At 71.7% G+C, this 21,352-nt stretch carries 16 protein-coding genes and 1 pseudogene; 11 read left to right on the top strand and 6 right to left on the bottom strand.

Features of this window, described 5'->3' with window-relative positions; all coding sequences use genetic code 11:
- Positions 1-67: 67 nt before the first annotated feature.
- Both PUR53_RS12730 and PUR53_RS12725 read left to right on the top strand, forming a co-directional pair.
- Complete coding sequence (locus PUR53_RS12730) at positions 68-904, top strand: peptidoglycan-binding domain-containing protein (RefSeq protein WP_329908360.1); 837 nt, start codon at positions 68-70, stop codon at positions 902-904.
- Between the two features lie 81 nt (positions 905-985).
- Positions 986-3,376, top strand: a complete 2,391-nt coding sequence (locus PUR53_RS12725; protein ID WP_329908359.1) for a SpoIIE family protein phosphatase — start codon at positions 986-988, stop codon at positions 3,374-3,376.
- 64 nt (positions 3,377-3,440) lie between these two features.
- Here PUR53_RS12725 and PUR53_RS12720 read toward each other — a convergent pair whose 3' ends face one another.
- Complete coding sequence (locus tag PUR53_RS12720) at positions 3,441-5,351, bottom strand: phosphatase PAP2 family protein (RefSeq protein ID WP_329908358.1); 1,911 nt, start codon at positions 5,349-5,351, stop codon at positions 3,441-3,443.
- Between the two features lie 96 nt (positions 5,352-5,447).
- Complete coding sequence (locus tag PUR53_RS12715) at positions 5,448-6,362, bottom strand: N-acetylglucosamine kinase (protein WP_329908357.1); 915 nt, start codon at positions 6,360-6,362, stop codon at positions 5,448-5,450.
- Between the two features lie 242 nt (positions 6,363-6,604).
- On the opposite strand from PUR53_RS12715, the gene PUR53_RS12710 reads away from it, so the two are divergent.
- The 6 genes and pseudogenes from PUR53_RS12710 (at position 6,605) to PUR53_RS12685 (ending at position 13,430) form a co-directional block, all read left to right on the top strand.
- Complete coding sequence (locus PUR53_RS12710; protein ID WP_329908356.1) at positions 6,605-7,726, top strand: ROK family protein; 1,122 nt, start codon at positions 6,605-6,607, stop codon at positions 7,724-7,726.
- Positions 7,727-8,003: 277 nt separating this feature from the next.
- Entirely contained in the window at positions 8,004-9,326 is a 1,323-nt protein-coding gene (locus PUR53_RS12705; protein ID WP_329898118.1) for an ABC transporter substrate-binding protein, read from the top strand.
- A gap of 129 nt (positions 9,327-9,455) precedes the next feature.
- Positions 9,456-10,376 carry a carbohydrate ABC transporter permease gene (locus PUR53_RS12700; RefSeq protein ID WP_329898119.1) on the top strand — a complete coding sequence of 307 codons (921 nt, stop codon included), beginning with the start codon at positions 9,456-9,458 and terminating at the stop codon, positions 10,374-10,376.
- Positions 10,373-11,275 carry a carbohydrate ABC transporter permease gene (locus tag PUR53_RS12695; RefSeq protein ID WP_329898120.1) on the top strand — a complete coding sequence of 301 codons (903 nt, stop codon included), beginning with the start codon at positions 10,373-10,375 and terminating at the stop codon, positions 11,273-11,275. Before PUR53_RS12700 ends, PUR53_RS12695 begins: the two co-directional genes overlap by 4 nt.
- A 2-nt stretch (positions 11,276-11,277) precedes the next feature.
- Positions 11,278-11,518: pseudogene (locus PUR53_RS12690) on the top strand (hypothetical protein); the annotation flags it as partial.
- A gap of 79 nt (positions 11,519-11,597) precedes the next feature.
- Positions 11,598-13,430 carry a hypothetical protein gene (locus PUR53_RS12685; RefSeq protein ID WP_329898121.1) on the top strand — a complete coding sequence of 611 codons (1,833 nt, stop codon included), beginning with the start codon at positions 11,598-11,600 and terminating at the stop codon, positions 13,428-13,430.
- Between the two features lie 86 nt (positions 13,431-13,516).
- On the opposite strand, the gene PUR53_RS12680 is transcribed toward PUR53_RS12685, so the two are convergent.
- Positions 13,517-14,191, bottom strand: coding sequence for a nucleoside/nucleotide kinase family protein (locus PUR53_RS12680; protein ID WP_329898122.1), 675 nt, complete (start codon positions 14,189-14,191; stop codon positions 13,517-13,519).
- Between PUR53_RS12680 and PUR53_RS12675 the strand changes: the two genes are divergently transcribed.
- The 3 genes from PUR53_RS12675 to PUR53_RS12665 are packed head-to-tail and all read left to right on the top strand — an operon-like array spanning position 14,190 to position 18,331.
- Positions 14,190-15,161, top strand: a complete 972-nt coding sequence (locus PUR53_RS12675; protein WP_329908355.1) for an ANTAR domain-containing protein — start codon at positions 14,190-14,192, stop codon at positions 15,159-15,161. The two genes, PUR53_RS12680 and PUR53_RS12675, sit on opposite strands and share 2 nt — an antisense overlap.
- A 54-nt stretch (positions 15,162-15,215) precedes the next feature.
- Positions 15,216-15,974: an HAD family hydrolase gene (locus PUR53_RS12670; protein WP_329908354.1), complete on the top strand. Its 759-nt coding sequence runs from the start codon at positions 15,216-15,218 to the stop codon at positions 15,972-15,974.
- Positions 15,971-18,331, top strand: a complete 2,361-nt coding sequence (locus PUR53_RS12665) for a glycoside hydrolase family 65 protein (protein ID WP_329908353.1) — start codon at positions 15,971-15,973, stop codon at positions 18,329-18,331. Before PUR53_RS12670 ends, PUR53_RS12665 begins: the two co-directional genes overlap by 4 nt.
- 37 nt (positions 18,332-18,368) lie before the next feature.
- Here the strand turns inward: PUR53_RS12665 and PUR53_RS12660 are convergent, their stop codons facing one another.
- The 3 genes from PUR53_RS12660 to PUR53_RS12650 form a co-directional block, all read right to left on the bottom strand.
- Positions 18,369-19,484, bottom strand: a complete 1,116-nt coding sequence (locus PUR53_RS12660; protein ID WP_329898126.1) for a serine hydrolase domain-containing protein — start codon at positions 19,482-19,484, stop codon at positions 18,369-18,371.
- A gap of 137 nt (positions 19,485-19,621) precedes the next feature.
- Positions 19,622-20,971 (bottom strand): CAP domain-containing protein, encoded by a 1,350-nt coding sequence (locus PUR53_RS12655; protein ID WP_329908352.1) that lies wholly within the window; start codon positions 20,969-20,971, stop codon positions 19,622-19,624.
- Positions 20,972-21,011: 40 nt separating this feature from the next.
- Entirely contained in the window at positions 21,012-21,329 is a 318-nt protein-coding gene (locus PUR53_RS12650; protein ID WP_230223156.1) for a YkvA family protein, read from the bottom strand.
- Positions 21,330-21,352: the final 23 nt, after the last annotated feature.

Here is a 21,352-nt window from a genome sequence, read left to right as displayed (position 1 = left end):
CCCGGCCCGGCCGCCCGTATCTCCTCTCGGGGATGGCGGGAGACCGCGTGCACGGAAGGAGAACAGCGTGTCGAAACCGCCCGAACCGGGCCGGACGGCGAAGCGTCCCACGATCGAGCCGACCTATGTCATGCGTAGGCGCAGGACCGAGGCCCTGGCCGAGCTGCTGCGGGAGTTCGAGCAGTACAGGGACGCGGGCCCCGAGTCGAGCGCCCCCGAGGACGAGTACGAGACCGTCGCCGTACCTCCCACCCCGGCACCGGTCCCGACACCACCGCCACCGCCTTCGGCACCGCCCCCGCCGGCCACGCCCGCACCGGAGCCGAAGCCCGCTCCCGAGCGGATCCTGCCCCGGACGGAGTACGAGACCGAGGAACTCCCCCCGGTCATGGTCGGCGAGGACTTCGGCTCGGAGACGGTCCCGCACGAGGAGGGACACCGCCGTCGGCAGCGGCGGCGGCCGGCCCCCGGCGACGGATCGGGCCTCAAGCGCGCCGCCGTGATCGTCGGCGTCGGCGCGGCGGCCCTGCTGGGCTTCGGCGCCGCCCTGCTCCTGCCCGGCGGCGGCACGGAGAAGGAGGCACGCGTCGTCACCCCGACCGCGACCGCGACCCCGACCCCGACCGCCCCCGCGACCTCGGCACCCGCCCCGGACGACGGCGCCGACCCCGACGGCCCCGGCACCCTCCGCGAGGGCGACAGCGGCCCCGAGGTCTCCGAACTCCAGCAACGGCTGCTCCGCATCCCGAACGTGTACGACAACGGCTCCACCTCGGGGCAGTACGACGTCGTACTGAGGGAGGCGGTGGCGCGCTTCCAGCTCTGGTACGGCATCCGGGGCGACGAAACGGGCGTCTACGGCAACGACACGCGCAAGGACCTCGAATCCCGCACCCCTCTGTAGGCGCACGACGGGGCCACGGACCCGGTGCGTCACGGGCACAGCCGGGTTGTTGCCCCGCCCTGAACGGACCATCCTGGCCATATGGTGACGAAGGCGTCCGGCGCGTCGCGGGCTGCCACGGCCGGTGAGGCGATGGCGGTGGTCGACGCGCGCGGCCTCGTCGCGGGGTGGAGCGAGGGCGCCCGGCGCCTCACCGGGTACACCGCCGAGGAGGTGACCGGCAGGTCCGCGGCCGACCTGTTGGACGGGAACGCGGCGGCGGTCTGGCGCACGCTGCTGACGTACGGCGACTCCGTGGTGAGCTTGCGCTACCGGGACGGGCGGCGGCAGAAGGTCGCGATGCGGCTCTGCCCGGTGCGGGGCGGGGACGGCGAGCGGCGGCGGTTCGTCGTCCAGGCGTCACCCGACCGGACCGAGCGGGGCCTCGGCGAGCTGGCCTTCAAACAGGCGTCGATGTCGATGTCGGTCTTCGACACCGGGCAGCGCTATCTGCGGATGAACGACTGGGCGTGCCAGGTCATGGGGCAGCCCGAGGAGGAGTTCAGGCACCAGTACTTCTCCGACACCGTGGAGGACGCGGAACACAGCCGCGGCTTTCTGCGCCATCTGGAGATCGTGGTGGAGACCGGACGGCCGGTCCGTTACGAGAGCTGGACCCGTTCGCCCTCCGGTCGCCGCATGCACGCCTGGACCTCCGAGATGTGGCCGGTGCGGGACCCCTCGGGAGAGCTGATCGGCACCGCGCTCGCCGCGTTCGACAGCAGCGAGCAGTTCGCCGCCCGCCAGCGCCTCGCCCTGCTGAACGAGGCCGCGGGATCCATCGGCACCAAGCTCGACGTCGTCCGGACCGCCCGGGAACTCGCCGAACTCGTGGTCCCCCGACTCGCCGACTTCGCCAGCGTCGACCTCCTGGAGTCCGTCCTGCAGGGCGAGGAACCCGAGATGGGCCCCGTGGCCGACGGTGTGCGACTGCACCGGGCCGCCCACCACTCCGGTACGCCCGGTGTACCGGAGGCGGCCATCGCCCTGGGTGCCGCCGACGTCTACCCGCCCTCCTCACCACCCGCCCGGGCCCTGCTCACCGGCGAGCCCGTGCTCACCCGCACCGGCGACGACTCCCTCGACTCCTGGTTCGCCGGGCACGGCGCCCGCTCCGCCAAACTCCAGGAGGCCGCGGACCACGACCTCTCCCTGATGGCCGTACCGCTGGTCGCGCGCGGCACGACCCTCGGGGTCGCCGTCCTCGTCCGGAACCTGACCCCCGAGCACCCCGACGCCTTCGACCAGGACGACAGGTCGCTCGCCGAGGAGCTCGCCAGCCGGGCGGCCGTCTGCGTCGACAACGCCCGCCGCTACACCAGGGAACGCACGACAGCGTTGGCGCTGCAACGCAGCCTGCTGCCCAAGACGGTCGCCGGACAGGCGGCCGTCGAGTTCGCCTCCCGCTATCTGCCGGCGCTGTCGCAGGCCGGGGTGGGCGGCGACTGGTTCGACGTGATCCCGCTGTCCGGGACGCGGGTCGCGCTGGTCGTCGGCGACGTCGTGGGCCACGGCATCCACGCCTCCGTCACCATGGGCCGGCTGCGCACGGCCGTCTGGGCGCTCGCCGACGTCGACCTGCCGCCCGACGAGCTCCTCACCCACCTGGACGACCTGGTCGAGCACCTCGCGGCCGGCGACGGCACGGGGGACGGGGAGATCGGCGCGACCTGTCTGTACGCGGTCTACGACCCGGTGGACCGCAGCTGCTCGATCGCCTCGGCCGGGCACGTGCCGCCCGTGGTGGTGCGGCCCGACGGCAGTGTGCAGGTCGTCGAGGTGGCGGCCGGGCCGATGCTCGGCGTCGGGGGTCTCCCGTTCGAGGCCAGGGAGCTGGAGCTGCCCGAGGGCTCGGTCCTCGCCCTCTACACCGACGGCCTGGTCGAGGCCAGGGACCGTGACGTCGACACGGGCACCGCCGCCCTCTGCGCCGCGCTGGCAGGACCGGTGGACAGCCTGGAGCGCGCCTGCGACACCGTGCTCAAGGCACTGCTGCCCGACACCCCCGGCGACGACGTGGCCCTGCTGCTCGCCCGCACCCGCGCCCTCGACGCGGAACAGGTCGCCGTCTGGAACCTCACCGACGACCCGGCGCTGGTCGCCAACGCGCGCAAACTGGCCACGGACCAGCTCACCCGCTGGGGCCTGGAGGAGGCCGCCTTCGTCACCGAACTCGTGGTCAGCGAACTCGTCACCAATGCCATCCGCTACGGCGGCGCCCCCATCCAACTGCGCCTGATCCGCGACCGCACCCTCATCTGCGAGGTCTCCGACGCCAGCAGCACCTCACCCCATCTGCGCCGGGCCCGCCAGTTCGACGAGGGGGGCCGCGGGCTGCTCCTGGTCGCCCAGCTCACCGACCGCTGGGGCAGCCGCCCGAGTGGCGCGGGCAAGACCATCTGGGCCGAACAGGCCCTGCCGCCGAGCCTGTAGACCGGCGGAAACAGCTGTTGGGGGCGGCTCACGCCACCCCCAACAGCACGACCCCCTACGGGAGTTACTTCTTCCGCAGGCGCACCGACACCCCGTGCGCCGTGAAGACCTGCTCGGCCGTCCAGCCGTCGACGGCCACGGAGACCTTCGAGAACCGGCCCTGCAGGGACCGCGCCCCGATCACCGCGACCGTGCTGCCGGACCGCGGCGCCTGCTTCGCGTCGAAGCGGACCACCAGCTCGCTGCCCCGCTCCAGGACCGCCCGCCCGTCGACCACGAGGGCCGCGTCGTCGCCCCGGTCCAGCGTCACGTCGAGGACACCGGCCTGCGCGTAGCCGCCGCGCACCCGCACGGTGTGGTCGCCGGTGGCCAGCGTGCCGCCCTTCACCCGGACGTCACCGCGGCCGAACGCCTCCTTCGAGCCCGCCGCGAGGACACCGGCCTCCACGACCGTGCCGCCCGTGTACCGGTTGGCGCCGGACAGCGTGAGCGTGCCGTTGCCCTTCTTGACCAGGCGACCCGAGCCGTCGAGGTCGTTGCGCCAGGTGTCGGCCGCGTGGAAGCCGCCGAGGGAGGCGTCCAGCGTGACGGTGACCTCCGTGTCGAGGGCGCCGTACCCGTCCGCCGCCGCGAACAGGTTGAGCCGGCCCCACTGCTCCCAGCCGTCCAGCAGCACATAGCCCGACGGCAGCGCGGTCGTGCGCAGCACCTCGCGGCGCTGCGCCGCGTCGAGGTAGGGCAGACGCGTCTCCAGCAGGACCTCGGCGCCCTTCGGCACGGTCAGGTCCTGGGACTTTCCGCGCCGGGTGAGCACGTACGTCAGCTTCGGCTCGACCGTGCGCAGGTTCGCCCCGCGGTCGGCGTACGGGTCGTCCCCGTCGGAGTGCGCGTACGCGTACAGCGTGTCCGCGGTGGTGCCCGTCCTCGCCTGGAAGTACTCGGCGGCCTGCTTGCGCGCGGCGGCCTTGAGCTCCGCGTTCTTCGGGTCGGCGAGCGCGGCGGCGGCCAGCGCGGTGGCCATGACCCGACCGCCGAGGACGTCGACCGTGGAGTGCATGCCGGACATGATCCGCGTGTGGCTCAGCTCGAAGGCGCGGGTCACGATCTCCTGGAACCGCTCCGGGACCGCGTACGCGAACGCCAGCGCCGCCAGGTGGAAGGCGTTGGTGTGGCCGCTGGGGAAACCGCCGTCCTCGGCGGCGTTCTCGCCGCGCTGCCGCAGCAGCTGCTTCACGACGACGACCTCGGACTCGTAGACGGGGAAACCGAGTTCGTCCTTCCGCCCGGTGTCGACGACCTCGCTGTCCTCGTTCATCCGCCACGGACGCGGGTACTGGAACGTGAACTTGGCGGGGTTGCCGGAGGCGAACGGGCCGCGCACGGTGTCCACCAGCTTGGCGACCTGGCCGAGGTCGGAGTCGTACGAGCCGGCGCCCAGCGCGGAGCCGGCGGGCGCGTCGGCGGGGACGGCGTCGTTGATCTTGGTGGCCGGTATGCCGTCGGGGGCGGCGGTGATCGAGGTGACCGCCTTGGCGCCCGAGCGGTACAGCTCCGCCAGCGGGCCGAGCGCGCCGATCATCGCGTAGCTCTGGTGCTGCCGGTCGTAGACGAACGCCTCGCGGGCCTGCGCCTCGGTGCGGCGGTTGGTCAGGCGGGCGCAGTAGCGCATGTTGGCGCGCAGGATCTCCGGGAGCAGCGGGGTGCCGGTGTTCCAGGCGTCGCCGGTCTTCCAGATCTCGGCGAAGCCGCCGAGCGCGCGGACCACGGCGTTGGTCTCGGGGGTCCGGTTCGCCGTGATGTTGGTGGTGTAGTCGTCCACGAACGGGGTGAACGCGGTCGCGGCCTTGTCCTCGGCGGCGGAGGCCTGCCACATGGTCGCGAGGGTCGGAGCGGCGATGAGGCCGGCCGAGACGCCGAGGGAGCTCCTGAGGAAGACACGGCGGTTGAGTCTGTGGTGCCCGGCAGATGACGGCATCGAGCGCCGCTCCTTTCGCGGTGGGTTGATCGTGTGCGGGCTGAGCGTGGAGTTGACGAATGACCGGTCGGTGTCCGGTGGACGACCGGGCGGTGATCAGCGCATGACCGGTCGGAGGAGAGTTCGTGAGAGTGCCAACGCCCCTTCGACCGGCGGTACTTGGAGCACCTGCGGTCGCGCGGACGGTACAGCGTCGAGGAGCGCTTCGGCGAATGCCGCGTACAGGACGGGCCGGGAGCGGATCGTTCCGCCGGCCACCACCACGTCGTCCACGGGGACTTCGCGGGCGGCGAGTCGCGCCACGAGCGAGGCGAGCGCGCGGCCCCCTTCGGTGATCACCCGGTGGGCGAGAGCGGAGCCCTCCTCGGCGGCCTCGAAGACGGCGGGCGCGTGCCGGCCCCAGTCGGCGGACAGGGACGTGGCGGACTCCAGGGCCCCGCCGAGAGCCGGGACCTCGCTCACTCCGAAGGCGGCGACGAGCCGGTCGGCGAGGGCGTCGGGCGCCTCGCCGCGGTCGTGCGCGGCCCAGACGGCACGGCACGCCTCCCGGACCAGTCCGGCGGCGCCGCCCTCGTCGCCGAGGACCGCGCCCCAGCCTCCGACCTGCACCGACGTGCCGTCGGCGGACCGGCCGACGGCCACGGAACCGGTGCCCGCGACCAGCCCCACGCCCTGGTCGAAACCGGCGGCGGGCACCAGCAGCTCGGCGTCGCCCACCACCAGACACGGCACCTGAAGCCGTTCCTGGAGGGCGAGACGTATGCCCTCGCACTGCCGGGGCGTCTCACAGGCATGGGCGCCGACGGCCACGGCGGACGGAGGGGTGTGCGCGGGCAGGACCTCCCCGACCAGCGCGGCCAGCCATGCGGCGGCGGACGCCGGGTCGTGCGGTCGCCAGCCACGGCTGGGACGGATGTGGTCGGCGACCGGGTCCGTCCCCGTGACAGCACGGAGATGGGTCTTGGTGCCGCCCACGTCGATACCGACCGCGACGGGCCTGGAGTCCTGCACGTGAGGCTTCTTTCGTCGTTGCGTTGCGATGGGCGCAGCGACGGCTGGGCGAAACCGTGCCTGGACACACAGGGTCTGTGGGGGTGCTAGGGAAGCCCCGGGACGGGCCTCTGCGGTGCGGTAGGCGAGTACCGCTTGACTTCGTTAGGAAATTAACTAACGAATAAGGGTGCGTCAAGGGTTATGACGCCGGATCCCGCACGACCGTGCGGACGGAAGATCGCGGTACGACTGGGGAGAGCATGCAACTGAGCGAGAGCGCCCGCGCTGTCTTCGCCGTACTGGCCGCGTCGAGCACCGCCACCCGCCCCCAACTGGCGACGGGGGCGCGTCTGTCCAAGCCGACCGTCTCCACCGCCGTGGCCGAGCTGGAGGCGGCCGGTCTCGCCGCGCGCTCCGGCACCCTCAACGGAGGAACCGGCAGGTCGGCGGCCGTATACGATCTCGGGCTCGCCGCCGGCGCGGTCCTCGCCGTCGACCTCGGCCCCAGCGTCACCCGGGTGCGGGTGTGCGCCCTGGACGGCACCCTGCTCGCCGAGGGCACCGGGCTGCGGGCGGACACCGTCGACGTCGTCGCGGAGGCCCTGGCACGGCTGTCGCCCGGGGCGCCGCTGCGCGCCATCGTCGTCGCCGTCGGCGACGTCACCGTCCAGGGCCGGGAGGGCAGGTCCGTACGGCCCGCCACCGCCAAGGCGGGCCCCATCTTCGACGCCCTGACCGTGGCCCTCCCGCCCGGAGTGCCCGTCCACGTCGAGAACAACGTGAACTGCGCCGCCCTGGCCGAGCTGCACGAGGGCGCCGCCCGCGGCCGGGACACCTTCGGCTATCTGCGGATCGGCGTCGGCATCGGTCTCGGTGTCGTCATCGGCGGCCAGGTGCTGCGCGGCGCGAACGGGGCCGCCGGTGAGGTGGCCCGGCTGCCCTACCCGTGGGACGCCGACCGCGAACCCCGCCACGAGGGCCTGGAGGCGCACATAGGGGCGGGCTCCCTGCTGCGGCGGGCGGCTGACGCCTGGCGGGGCGTGGACGACCCCTGCCCGGACACCGTCGACGGGCTGTTCGCGCTGGCCGACGCGGGGCACGCCACGGCCCGCGCCGTGGTCGGCCGGCACGCCGCCGACGTGGGCAGACTCGCCGTCGCGGCCACCGCGGTCCTGGACCCCGGTCTGATCGTGCTGGGCGGCGCCGTGGGCTCCAAGCCCCTGCTGCTGCCCGGCGTACGGGCCGAACTGGCCCGGCTGAGCTGGCCCACCGAGGTCGTGAGCAGCGCGCTCGGCGACAGCGGCACCGTCGTGGGGGCCAGTCGGCTGGCCGTGGCCCGGGGAATCCAAACCGTGACCGGAGGTGCGGCGGTGAAGCATTGACGGACTCCACCGGCATCTGCCAATGTCCGGACAAGCGCTTTCTAAGTCGGCCGGGACGCCGGCTTGGGGCGAGCCTCCCGCCCGTACTCGACGTACGGCCACCGCACGAGGGCGTGCCCGTGCGGTGACGGCCAGAACGGCTGGGGATCCCGCCCCGCGTGGACGACGCGGCCGGGCGAGGCCGTGCCCCCCGGAAAGCAGCCTCCTGCACAATGCACCCGTGCCGCCTCGGTCGGCGCGCCGTGCTCTGTCCCCTACCGAAAAAAAGGGATCGAAGATGACCACTGTGGGTGTGCGGCGCTCAAGCCGACTCGGCCGCGGCGGTATGCGCCGCCTGGTTCCCCTCGCTGCCGGTGTCTCGGCGGCCGCCCTGCTGCTCTCCGCCTGTGGAGGGGAATCCGACTCCGGCGGTACCTCCAAGTCGCTGACGTTCTGGATCTCCACGGTTCCGGGGCAGGACGCGGGCTGGAAGAAGATGGTGGCGCAGTACGAGAAGGAAACCGGCGTCAAGGTCAAGCTGGTCAACATCCCCTACGACGGCTACGCGACGAAGCTGCGCAACTCCGCGCAGGCGAACTCGCTGCCCGACGTGGCGGCCGTGCCGGCACTCGACCCGATCTGGTCGAACAAGCTGATCGACCTCAGCGACATCGCCAACAACAAGACGAACAAGATCAACGCCAACTTCGTCGCCAAGGACTCCTCCGGGAAGGTGCTGTCCATCCCCTCGGACGTCACCGCGTCCGGCATGTTCATCAACAAGTCGCTGTTCGAGAAGGCCGGCGTCGACTACCCGACCTCGCCCGACAAGACCTGGTCCTGGGACGAGTTCATCAAGGCGGCGAACGAGGTCCGGGAGAAGACCGACGCCAAGTACTCCCTGACCTTCGACCAGTCGCCGTCCCGGCTGCGCGCCATGGTGTACGAGATGGGCGGCAAGTACGTCCACGCCGACGACTCCGGCAAGTTCTCGGTGGACGCGGCGACCAAGAAGGCCGTGAAGACCTTCGTCGGCTGGAACGACGACAAGACCATGCCGAAGTCGGTGTGGACCAGCGGCGCCGACCCGTCCGCCATGTTCCAGAGCGGTGACGTCGTCGCCTACTGGTCCGGCGTGTGGCAGGTCGCCGCCTACTCGGAGAGCATCACCAAGTTCGAGTGGGCGAGCGTCCCGACCCCCGCCCAGCCGGTGCAGGCCAGTGACGTCAACAGCGGTGGCATGACGGTCGGCTTCAACAACAACGCCGACGCGGCCGCCGCCGCGAAGAAGTTCCTGTCCTGGCTGTACGAGCCCGACCACTACAAGACGCTGTGCGAGACGTCCGGCTTCCTGCCGGTCGAGAGCGGCCTGAACCCGAAGTACCCCTTCAAGTCCGAGGCGGCGCAGGCGGCGTTCAAGCTCTACAACGAGTCCATCCCGCTCTACGACCCCATCTCCGGCTACTTCAACAGCGCGCAGACGGCTTGGGTGCTGAAGGGCAAGAGCCTCGCCGACGACCCGACCAAGGCGGAGCTCGGCAAGGCGATCAACGGCGAGCAGTCGTCCGACAAGGCCCTGCAGAACATCGTCGACGGCTACAACCAGCAGGTCGGCGGCTGAGCGTAGGCCGGCAGTCCCGGGCGGCGGTGTCCCCACCCCGCCGCCCGGGCCCGCGGACCCCACCCACGTGATGCCGGGCTCATGACCTGAGCCGCCAGGAACCCATTCCACCAGCACGGAGTCAGGAAGATGACCAAACGCGCCCCGGACGCTTCGGACGTGTCCGTGAGCCCGCCCAGGAGACGAAGCAAGTACACCCTCGCACCACTCGTCCTCATCTCGGGCAACGTCGTGCTCTTCGCGCTGTTCTTCGTCTGGCCGGCGGTGATCGGGCTCGTCTACTCCTTCACGAACTACACGGGCGTGGGGGCGTTCCAGTTCGTCGGACTCGACAACTACGAGAAGCTGCTCGGGGACTCGACCTTCTACGCCGCGACGACCCGCACGCTGCTGTACACCGTGCTCTTCGTCCCGCTGAACTTCGTGCTCTCGCTGCTCATCGCCAACGTGCTGGTGAGCAAGCACGCCAAGGGCGCGTCGGTCGCCCGCATCTTCTTCTTCATCCCGTGGCTGCTGTCGCCCATCATCGTGGGTGTCCTGTGGCGGTGGCTGTTCGGTGAGAACTTCGGACTGGTCAACTACTTCATCGAGAAGGTCGGCGGAAGCGCCGTTCCCTGGCAGTCCAACGCGGACCTGTCCCTGCTCGTGGTCGTGGTGGCGGCCGCCTGGGCCTGGACGGGCTTCTCCATGCTGCTGTTCATCGCGGCGATCAAGAACGTCCCGACGTCGTACTACGAGGCGGCCGCGCTCGACGGCGCCGGTCCGTGGCGCCAGTTCTTCAGCATCACCCTGCCGAGCATCGCCCCCACGTCCTTCATCGTCATCCTGCTCAACACGATCCACGCGATGAAGGAATACGCGGTGTTCGCCTCGCTCAACAACGGCGGACCCGGAACGTCGAACAACCTGCTGGTCCAGTACATCTACCAGACGGGGTTCAAGTCGGGCCAGATCGGCTACGCGAGCGCCGCGTCGTTCGTGCTCATGCTCATCCTGATGGCCGTCGCGATCATCCAGATGATGGTGAACCGGCGGGTGGAGAACCGATGACAACCACAGACATGCCTCGCAAGGTCGACGCCGAGCCCCGACGACCTGTCCGCAAGAAGCGGTCCGGCGGCTCGGCCACCGGTGGGCTTCGGCGCGCGGTGGCCCCGACGACACTGCTGTGGGTCCTCGCGGCCCTCTACGGGGTGCCGGTGCTGTGGTTCGTCCTCAGCTCCCTCAAGCCGGCGGGAGACCTGTTCTCCCTTCCGCTGACCGTGTTCCCCGACGACCCGACGGTGTCGGGTTACAAGGAGGCGTGGGCGAGCGCCAACTTCTCCGAGTACTTCATCAACACGACCCTCGTGTGTGTGATCGCGACGATCCTCACGGTGGGAGTCAGCTGCTGCACCGGGTACGCGCTGGCCAAGTACGACAACAAGTGGCTCAAGGCGTTCTTCCTCTGCATCCTGGCCACCACGATGCTGCCTGCCGAGGTCATGCTCGCCCCGCTGTTCCTGGTCGTCCGCGACCTCGGCTTCTACAACTCGCTCTCCGGCATCATCCTCCCGGCCCTGCTCACCGCGACCGGCTGCTTCATGTTCCGCCAGTTCTTCCTGACGGTCCCCGACGAACTCATCGAGGCCGCCCGCATCGACGGCGCGAAAGAGCTGTCGATCTTCCTGCGGATCATGGTGCCGCTCTCCCGGCCGATCATGCTGACGCTCGCCATCCTGTCGTTCCAGTGGAGGTGGAACGACTACATCTGGCCGCTGCTGATGCTGAACGACCCGGAGAAGTTCACGGTGCAGATCGGCATCCAGAGCCTCGTCGGCGCGCAGAACATCAACTGGTCGGTGCTGCTCGGCGGTTCGGTGATTTCCATGGTCCCGCTGATCGTTGTCTTCCTGGTGTTCCAGAAGTACGTCATGAACGCCGACATCAACGCCGGACTGAAGGACTGACCTTGCCCGCCCCGCTCGACCACGAGTTCGTCCGGTCGGCGGCCCGCGCCGCCGACCGGTCGGCCGTCCCCTTGGCGGCCGACCCCGACGCGGAACCCACCGGCGTGCCGCACCGTGGGCCGGCGTGGTGGGCGAAGACCCTGGTCGCGGCCCACCGTTCCCCGGACTCGGCACGGCACGGCAGCGAGCGGGCCGTCGGCCGCCGCGCTGACCCACCTTCGTGCCCTGCGGGCCGCGCAGACCCTGCGGACGCCGGCCCGCACCCGTCGTCTGACCCGACGCACCACGTCATGGCCACCCCAGGCATGAAGGATTGATCCCCGTGCACCTCCCACGCCAACTCGGTTCGCTGCACGACCTGCCGGACACTCCGGAGGCGTACGACGCCGTGCTCGCCGACGTCACCGAGCAGGCCCTCGCCCGCCTCACACCCGAGGGCAACCTCGAACACCCCGACTGCGTCGACGACATCGGTGACACCTCCCTCGGCATCACCTCCCTGCTCGCCCTCGCCTGGCAGCGCACCAAGGACCCGCGTCTGCCGGAGGCGGTCGGCCGCAGCACGGACTTCCACCTCCGCGAGCGCGTCTACACGGACGACAACCCCGGCTACCCCAACCTGCGGGTACGCGACTCCGGCTTCCCGTACGCCCGTTACACCCTCGCGCCCGGCGCCCACCCCATCGGCGACTGGCCGAGCACGGTCTGGGCGCTGCTCCAGGCCGTCAACCTGCTCGACCTCGCCGACGGCCTCCTCACCGGCGAACAGACCGACGCCCTGCGGGAGATGAGCCGCGGCTACTGGCGCTGGCTCACCGAGGCGACCTTCTTCAACCCGCAGGAGGCCGGCAACCAGGCCATCGGCTGCGTCGTCGGCGGCCTGATGCTGGCCCGCCACCTCCCGCCCGAGGACGCCCGACAGGTCCGCGAGCAGGCGATCGCCCTGTACGTCGACGAGATCCGCGCCCACCGGGTACGCGACCGGGGCGCCCTCCTCCCGCCCGAGCACGGCGGTGCCTGGGACAACAACTACGGCCCGATCTCCCTGTCCTTCCTCGCCCAGGCCCACCGGGTCAGCGGCGAGCAGATCTTCGCCGAGGACGGGGAGACGGTCGCCCGCTACCTCGACGCGCGCCTGACGGTCGGCGGCTTCGACCTCGGCGGCCCCCGCTACAGCGAGCAGCACTCCGGCTTCGAGTCCGTGCTCGGCCTGCGCTACTTCGGTCACCGCGTCGGCGCCGACCTCGGCCGCTACCGGGGCGACCTCCGCTGGGGCCGACACGCGGTCAAGCCCGACGGCGGGGTGGACGGCCACTTCGCGTGGATGCTGGTCTGGCAGATCCAGGACACCACGCCCTGGCACCGCACCCCGTCCACGCGGCCGGTCCGGCACCAGCTGCGCGCCGGCCGGGTCTCCGTCGCCTTCGACTCGAAGATGACACCCGCCCTGATCGAGGCCGGCGGGACGTACTTCCTCGCCGCCGCCGTCAACCGCCAGCACGGCTTCGGCCCGGTCGTCGACGGCTTCCTGCTCTGCCGCCCCATGGGCGAGACCCGCGTCCGGGACGTCCGGGCCGACGGCCTCGCCGCCAAGCTGGTCACCAAGCCCGTCGTCACCCGCGACCACGTCCTGCGGCACGTGCAGTCCCTGTACGTCACCGACGGCACCCGACTGTGGACCACGGTCGCCGTCGAACGCCTGCCCGGATCGCCGTACCTCCTCGCCGGACTGCCGTACGTGGCGGAGGATGCCGAGGGCCTGCGCCGCATCGCGGACGCCGACGTGGCCTCCGCCGGCGACCTGTGGCTGACCCACCCGGCCGCCGAGGGCCCGGAGTTCTTCGACGCCCGAGCCGACACCACCCAGGAAAGCGCCGCCTTCGCCCTCGCCGCCGACCCCCGCGGCTACGGGAACCCCGACGAGGGCTGGTCCCACCTGGTGGCCTCCACGGCCATCGAGGCCACGCCCGCGCCGGGAACGCCGGACGACCTCGATGTCTTCGCCGTCCGCCACGGCGGCTCCGGCGAGGTCTTCGACCCCACGTTCGACCGCGTCGCGGAGGGGCTGAGGGTCCGCACGGAGGCGTTCACCGCCGTGATCGGTGACCCGGCGGGCGACGAACGGGGCGAACCGACCCTGACCCTCCGGCCCTGACCGCCTTCCGGCCCGACCGCGGGCCGCACAAGCCGGCAGCCCGACGTTCCTGACGACGTCGGGCTGCCTCATTCCCGCCCTCGTTCCTACGCCCCTCTTTCCCCCGTTCCCGTCTCCACCACGGGCATCGCCGACGCCGGCACCACCAGGTCCGCGTACGGCCTGGTCGTCGCCACCAGCTCCGCGTTGCGCTCGTCCGTACGGAGAACCCAGGCGACCGCCTCGTCATGCCCCTTGCCGAACTCCTCGTGCCGGGCCACCAGACGACGGACACGCTCGGCCTCGTCGAGATCGCAGAACCACACCTCGTCGAGACGGGAACGGACACGTGACCAGGGCTCGCCGCCCACCAACAGATAGTTCCCCTCGGTGACGACCAGCCGCGCGGACGGCGGGACCGGGATCGCCCCCGCGATCGGCTGCTCCAGGGTCCGTTCGAAGCCCGGCGCGTACACCACGTCGTCCTCGTCGCCCCGCAACCGCTCCAGCAGAGCCGCGTAGCCCGCCGCGTCGAAGGTGTCCGGCGCGCCCTTGCGGTCCCGGCGGCCGAGGCGGTCGAGCTCCACGTCCGCCAGATGGAAACCGTCCATGGGGACATGGGCGACCCAGGGCTCGCCGTCGCCGTTCAGCGCCCGGGTCAGCCGCTCCGCCAGGGTCGTCTTCCCCGCGCCGGGCCCGCCCGCGATACCGAGGAGCGCGCGGCGGTCGGGGCGGGCCAGGGCGGCGGCCCGGCGCAGCAGGTCGTCGAAGGTCAGAGGCATGAGGAAGACGGTAGACCCGACCGGCGTACTCCGGCCCGGGCCGGGCAGACGAGCCCTGCTGTCGTTCGAGCGGGACAAGTGGAAGGTGCCCATGTGTGCAAGACCCTGGTCGGAGCGGGACGGCGACGACGAGGCGGTGCGGGAGGAACTGGCGCGGCTGCGCGCCGAGGTACGACAGCTGCGCAGCCGGACGGAGGGCCGGCCGCTGATCGCCCAGGCCCAGGGCATGCTGCGGGAGCGCTATGCCCTGCCGGACGCCGAGACCGCGTTCGCGCTGCTCCAGCGGGCCTCGCAGCAGTACAACGTCAAACTGCGCACCCTCGCCGACGCGGCGGTCAGCGCACCGCGTCCGGGTGCCCGCGACGCGCTGTGGTTTCCCGGCCGGGCCCGGCACGCGGAACCGGCCCTCAGCTTCGCGGAGGCACGCGACCGCCGCACCGGACGCGGCAACCGGAGCGAGGTGCTGACCTCCGTCCTCAGCCAGGTCCTCAGCGTCGTCGGCACCGACATGGGCAACGTCCAGATCGCCGACCGCACCGAGGGCGGACTGCGCATCGAACGGCACACGGGACACCCGGCGGAGTTCGTCGACTTCTTCGCGCACGTCGGTGAGGACGGCACCGCCTGCGCCAAGGCCGCGCGGGACGTCGCCCAGGTCACCGTCCAGGACGTGGCGACGGACCCGGTGTTCGCCGAGGACGCCCGCGCGGCGATCCTGCGCGCGGGCAGCCGCGCCTGCCACAGCGTGCCCCTGACCACGTCCTCCGGACTGTGCGTGGGCATGGTCTCCGCCCACTTCGAACGCCCGCTCAAGGGGTTGACGCGCGCTCAGCTCAAGGCGCTCACCGTCGCGGCCGCGGAGACCGGCGAGTGGCTCGCCTGGTACGACCGGACCGTCGTCCTGGACGCCCTGGAACACCTCCACACCCTCGGCCGCGCGCACGGCGGCGGCAGCATCACCCGCCGATGACCGGGTTCTTGCCCGCCCGGCACTGACGTCCGCCCCGCTGGGAACCCCCACCTCATGACAGAGACGACCCAACTCACCGAACTGGGCCTGCCCGAGCGGATCCGCGCCTGCCTCTTCGACCTCGACGGAGTGATCACCAGGACGGCCGTCGTGCACGCCGCCGCGTGGCGGCAGGCGTTCGACGAGTTCCTGCGCCGACGCGACGGCGACGCCTTCCGGCCCTTCGACCCCGCCGCCGACTACGACCAGTACGTCGACGGACTGCCCCGCGCCGACGGCGTCCGCACCTTCCTGGCCTCCCGGGGCATCCACCTCCCCGAAGGCACCCCCGACGACCCGCCCGACACCCCCACCGTGCACGGCCTCGGCAACCGCAAGAACGAGATCCTGCTGGACCTCATCCGCACCGACGGCGTCGAGGCCTACGACGGCACCCTGCGCTACATCGAACGCGTCCGCGCCCACGGCCTGCGCACCGCCGTCGTCTCCTCCAGCGCCAACTGCCAGGACGTCCTGCGCTCCATCGACGCCGAGGACCTCTTCGACGTACGGATCGACGGCGTGGTCGCCGCCGAACGCGGACTGCCGGGCAAACCCCGCCCCGACACCTTCCTCGCCGCCGCCCGCGATCTCGGCGTCGAACCCGCCGACGCCGCCGTCTTCGAGGACGCCCTCGCCGGCATGGACGCCGGACGCGCGGGCCGCTTCGGACACGTCGTCGGCCTCGACCGCGTCGGCCAGGCCGACGCGCTGCGCGCCCACGGCGCCGACACCGTCGTGGCGGACCTCACGGACCTGGGGGAGTGGGCGTGATCACACACAGGTCGTACGGTGTCGAACCGTGGGCGCTGCGCGAACAGGGCCTGCACCTCGACGTCCTGCCGCAGAGCGAGTCCGTGTTCGCCCTCGCCAACGGACACATCGGCTGGCGCGGCAACCTCGACGAGGGCGAACCCCACGGGCTGCCCGGCACCTACCTCAACGGCGTCCACGAACTGCACCCCCTGCCCTACGCGGAGGCCGGCTACGGCTACCCCGAGTCCGGGCAGACGGTCATAGACGTCACCAACGGCAAGATCCTGCGCCTCCTCGTCGACGACGAACCCTTCGACCTGCGCTACGGCCGCCTCCGCTCCCACGAACGCGTCCTCGACCTCCGCGCGGGCGTGCTGCGCCGCAGCTGCGAGTGGACCTCCCCGGCCGGCACGACCGTCCGAGTGCGCTCCACCCGCCTGGTGTCCTTCACCCAGCGGGCGATCGCCGCCATCGCCTACGAGGTCGAGGCCGTCGACGGCGAGGCACGCATCGTCGTCCAGTCGGAGCTGGTCGCCAACGAGCAACTGCCCCGGCGCGAGGGCGATCCCCGGGCCGCCGTCGCCCTGGAGTCCCCGCTGGAGCCGGAGGAACACTTCGCCGACGGGACGCGGCTCCGGCTCGTCCACCGCACCCGGCGCAGCGGCCTGCGCGTCGCGGCCGCCGCCGACCACGTCGTCACCGCGCCCGGCCAGATCACCACCCGCGGCGAGAGCAGGGACGACGTCGCCCGCGTCACCGCCACCACCGTCCTGGCGCCAGGCGAGCGCCTGCGGGTGGAGAAGACGGTCGCCTACGGCTGGTCCGGCACCCGTTCGCTGCCCGCGGTCGGCGACCAGGTCGACGCCGCCCTCTCCGCCGCCGCGTACGGCGGCTGGCAGGGCCTCGTCGACGAACAGCGGTCCTACCTCGACGACTTCTGGACCCGCGCCGACGTCGAGGTCGACGGCGACGAGGAGATCCAGCAGGCCGTACGGTTCGCCCTGTTCCACGTCCTCCAGGCGGGCGCCCGCGCCGAACAGCGCGCCCTCCCCGCCAAGGGCCTCACCGGATCCGGCTACGACGGCCACGCCTTCTGGGACACCGAGGCCTTCGTCCTGCCGCTGCTCACCCACACCGCCCCCGGCGCGGTCACCGAAGCGCTCCGCTGGCGCCAGAACACCCTGCCCGCCGCCCGCGAACGCGCGGCCCAACTCGGCCTGAAGGGCGCCGCGTTCCCCTGGCGGACCATCGACGGCTCGGAGCGCTCCGCGTACTGGCCCGCCGGCACGGCCGCCTTCCACGTCAACGCCGCCATCGCCGACGCCGTGGTCCGCCACACCGCCGCCACCGGCGACACCGCCTTCGAACGGGACACCGGCGTCGAACTCCTCGTCGAGACGGCCCGGCTCTGGCGCTCCCTCGGCCACCACGACCACCACGGCGCCTTCCACATCGACGGCGTGACCGGCCCGGACGAGTACAGCGCCGTTGTCGACGACAACACGTACACCAACCTCATGGCCCGAGCGAACCTGCTGGCCGCCGCCGACGTCGTCGAACGCCACCCCGACCGCGCCCGGCGGCTCGGCGTCGACGACGAGGAGAGCGCCGCCTGGCGCGACGCCGCGCAGGCCATGTACGTCCCCTACGACCACGAACTGGGCGTCCACGAACAGCACGCCGGGTTCACCCGCCACCAGCGCTGGGACTTCGAGAACACCGGGCCCGACCAGTACCCGCTGATGCTGCACTTCCCCTACTTCGACCTCTACCGCAAGCAGGTCGTCAAACAGGCCGACCTGGTCCTCGCGATGTACAAGTGCGGCGACCACTTCGACGACGACCAGATGGCCCGCGACTTCGCCTACTACGAGCCGCTCACCGTCCGCGACTCCTCACTGTCCGCCTGCTGCCAGGCCGTCATCGCCGCCCAGGTCGGCCACCTCGACCTCGCCCACGACTACCTCACCGAGTCGGCGCTGATGGACCTGGCGGACCTGGAGCACAACACCCGCGACGGCCTCCACATCGCCGCCCTCGCCGGCACGTGGACGGCGCTGGTCGCGGGCTTCGGCGGGATGCGCCACCACGGCACGACCATCGGCTTCGCACCCCGCCTCCCCGAGCGCCTGAGCAGGCTCGCCTTCAACCTCGGGCTGCTCGACACCTGTCTGCGCGTCGAGATCGAACCCCGCCACGCCACCTACACCCTGCTCTCCGGCGACTCCCTGACGATCCGCCACCACGGCGAACCGGTCACCCTCCACGGGGACAAACCCCGGCGCCTGGACATCCCGGCACCGAAACCACCCGGCCCGGCGCCGGACCAGCCGCCGCACCGGCGCCCCGGTCGCCACCGGGGGAGGGCGGGCTGAGACGCCGGGTCGGTCGAGGACGTGCTCCGCGCGGCCGTCAGCCGCAGAACGCGGACTCCAGCGTGCGGTTGACCGTCGCGTACACCGTGCCGTTGTTGGACGTGTTGGCGAACGAGGTCACACTGCGCTTGCCGTTCTTCGAGGTGAACGCCCAGGTGTAGTAGCCCTGCACCGTCCCCGTGTGCCCGTACACCGAGACCCCGCACGACAGGTCGCGCCGACGCAGCCCCAGGCCGTACGCCTGGGTGCTGTTCACCGGAGTCCACGTCAGCATCTCCTTCAGCCGGGCCGCCGAGGTGAGCTTGCCCTGCACCAGCGCGGACATGAAGGTGTTCAGGTCCTTGGCGCCGGACACCAGACCGCCCGCGCTCTGCGCCCACGACGTCGTCTGCAGCGTCGAGTCGATCTTCTTGCCGGTGGAGTCGGCGGTCATGTAACCGCGCGAGTGCCTGCCGGGGATCGTGTTCTTCGGGTGGACGTAGAACGTGTCCGCGAGCTTCAGCGGCTTGATGATCCGGTCCTGGTACGCGGTCGCCACCGACTTCTTGGTGATCTTCTCGATGAGCATGCCGCCGACCACGAAGTTGGCGTTCGAGTACGCGTAGGACGCGCCCGGCTTGTTCGTCAGCGGCTTGGCGAGCGAGAGGTCCATCAGCTGACGGTAGGTGAACACCTTGTTCCGCACGTTCTCGAACCCCGCCACGCTGGGGGAGAAGAGGGTGTTGGCGTAGTCGTACAGGCCGCTGCGGTGGCTCAGCACATGGCGCACGGTGATCTTCTTGTCGGGCAGCAGCCCCGGCAGATACGTGTTGACGGAGGTGTCGAGCTTGATCTTGCCCTCGTCGACCAGCTGCAGCAGGACCACCGCCGTGAACGTCTTGGTGACGCTGCCGACGCGGATGCGGTCCCCGGTGCCGAGGGCCCGCTTGGTGGACCGGTCCGCGACACCCTCCGCGAGGTGGTGCGTCTTGCCGTTGTCGTCGATCCTCGCGAACGCGCCCGGCGCTCCCTGTGTCAGCGCCGTGCGCAGCGTTTTTCGCAGCTCGGTCGTGTCCGGGCCCGCGGCCGGGGCCGCGTGGGCGGGGACCGTCAGGAGGGACAGGACGACCGCGCCCAGCGTCGCCACACCCGTGCCCACCGTTCTCGAAACCATCTCAACCATCCGATTCGTCTCCTGTTGCCCGCCGTCATCGACAGGTGCATTGGAGTCGAGCGATCACGGAGAGTCAAGTAGCCAGGTCTGGGGGCGAGTTGCCCGACTCGAAAGAGGGACAGTCGGGTGGATCGGTTTCACCCGCCGAAGAGCTGGGTCCAGTACGTGCCGGCCGCGCCGCCGCCGACGAAGCCGATACCTATATGGGTGAAGCCGGGTTTGAGGATGTTCGCCCGGTGCCCGGGGCTGTTCATCCAGCCGAGCACCACCTCGGCGGCGGATCGCTGGCCGCACGCGATGTTCTCCCCGATGGACCGCCGGGTGGAGCCGGCCGCCGCCGCGCGGTGCCAGGGTTCGCCGCCGTCGGGGGAGGTGTGCGCGTAGAAGGCCCGCGCGACCATGTCGGCGCTGTGCGCCTGGGCGGCGTCGGTGAGGTGGGGGTCGGGGGAGAGCGGGGGGAGGCCGGCCCTGGCCCGTTCGCCGTTGGTGAGGGTGATGACGTCGGTGGCGGTCCGGTGGAGGCCGGCGGGGGAGAAGGGCTGCGCCCAGAGGGCCGTCCAGTAGACGGTTCCCGAGCGGGGGTCGGTGGCGTGGCCCAAGCCCGCCTGGATGCAGGCGGGTTCGCAGAGGGTGCGCCTGGCCTTGGGGTCGGAGCGGCAGTAGTCCACGAACTCGGCGGGGGTGCGGGGGCCGGAGACCAGGTGTTCGCCGATGGTGAGGTAGGCGTAGCCGGTGGAGGTGACGCGCTGGTGGACGGAGAGGCCGTCGCTCTCCGAGGCGAGCCGGCCGTGGGCGGCCATCGCGGTGGCGTGGGCCTGGGCGGCGGTCGAGAGACGGGCGTCGGGTGCGACGGGCGGAGAACCCGCGGTGGCCCGGGTGGAGTTGACCAGGTCGATGAAGTGGGTGGGGAGGGAGGTGGGGGATGGTGGGGGTGTGGGGCGAGTGCGGGTCGGTGGGGGCTGGTCGCGCAGTTCCCCGCGCCCCTGACGGCGCGCGCCCGCCGTCGCGTCCTCCAGCACCTCCACGCCGAAGTCCCTCGCCACCCCCGCCAGACCGTCCGCGTATCCCTGGCCGAGGGCCCGTATCTTCCAGTCCGCGCCCTTGCGGTACAGCTCCGCCAACAGCAGTACGGTCTCGCTTCGGGGCCTCGGTGGGGTGAAGCGGGCGAGCGTGCGGCCGTCGCGGCCCGTGACGAGCAGCGTCGGTCCGGGCAGATGGCCCAACGGGGTGCCCGGCTCGGCGGGGCTGATGGCGACGGTGAGACGGGTCGCGCCGGGGCGCAGGCCCGGTGGATCCACCGTCAGGGTGTCACCCGCCAGCCGGGCCCCCGGGGCCGTCGGCTGGTTGTAGAAGACGAAGTCCGCGTCGCCGCGGACTTTTCCGGTGTCGTCGGTGACGAGGGCGGAGACGTCGAAGGGGCCCGGCACCCTGATCGTCAGAGTGCCGCTCGGCAGGGGGACGTTGCCCCCGGGTACCAGCTCGTTCATCGGTGCCGTCCGTCGCAGTGACCGTCAGCCCGACAACGACTCATCCCCGCAGGGCGGTTCCCGTGCCCTCCTGCCGCTCCATGGCGGCCAGGGCGTCCTGGCGGCCGGAGCGCATGGACCTGATCGCCAGCAGCAGGACGCCGATGTCGTCCAGGTAGACCGGGTCCGGCACCAGGTCGGTCGGCAGGACGAGATAGAGGACGGCACCCCAGAAGACCCACTTGGGGCCGGTGGGGAGTCCGGCCCGGCGCAGCTCGCGTCGGGTGCGGACGAGCCGCAGGAGCAGCCAGACGGCCGCTCCGAGCAGAGCGGCCGCGACGACCGCGACCGCGACGATCACCCACGTCCAGGAGTCCATCGGTCCCGCCCCTCTGTCGGGCC

This window comes from Streptomyces sp. SP18BB07 (genome assembly GCF_036322545.1).
Lineage (GTDB): Bacteria > Actinomycetota > Actinomycetes > Streptomycetales > Streptomycetaceae > Streptomyces > Streptomyces deccanensis.
The sequence above is the reverse complement of the archived record's forward strand: the minus strand, read 5'-3'. Positions and strand labels throughout refer to the sequence as shown.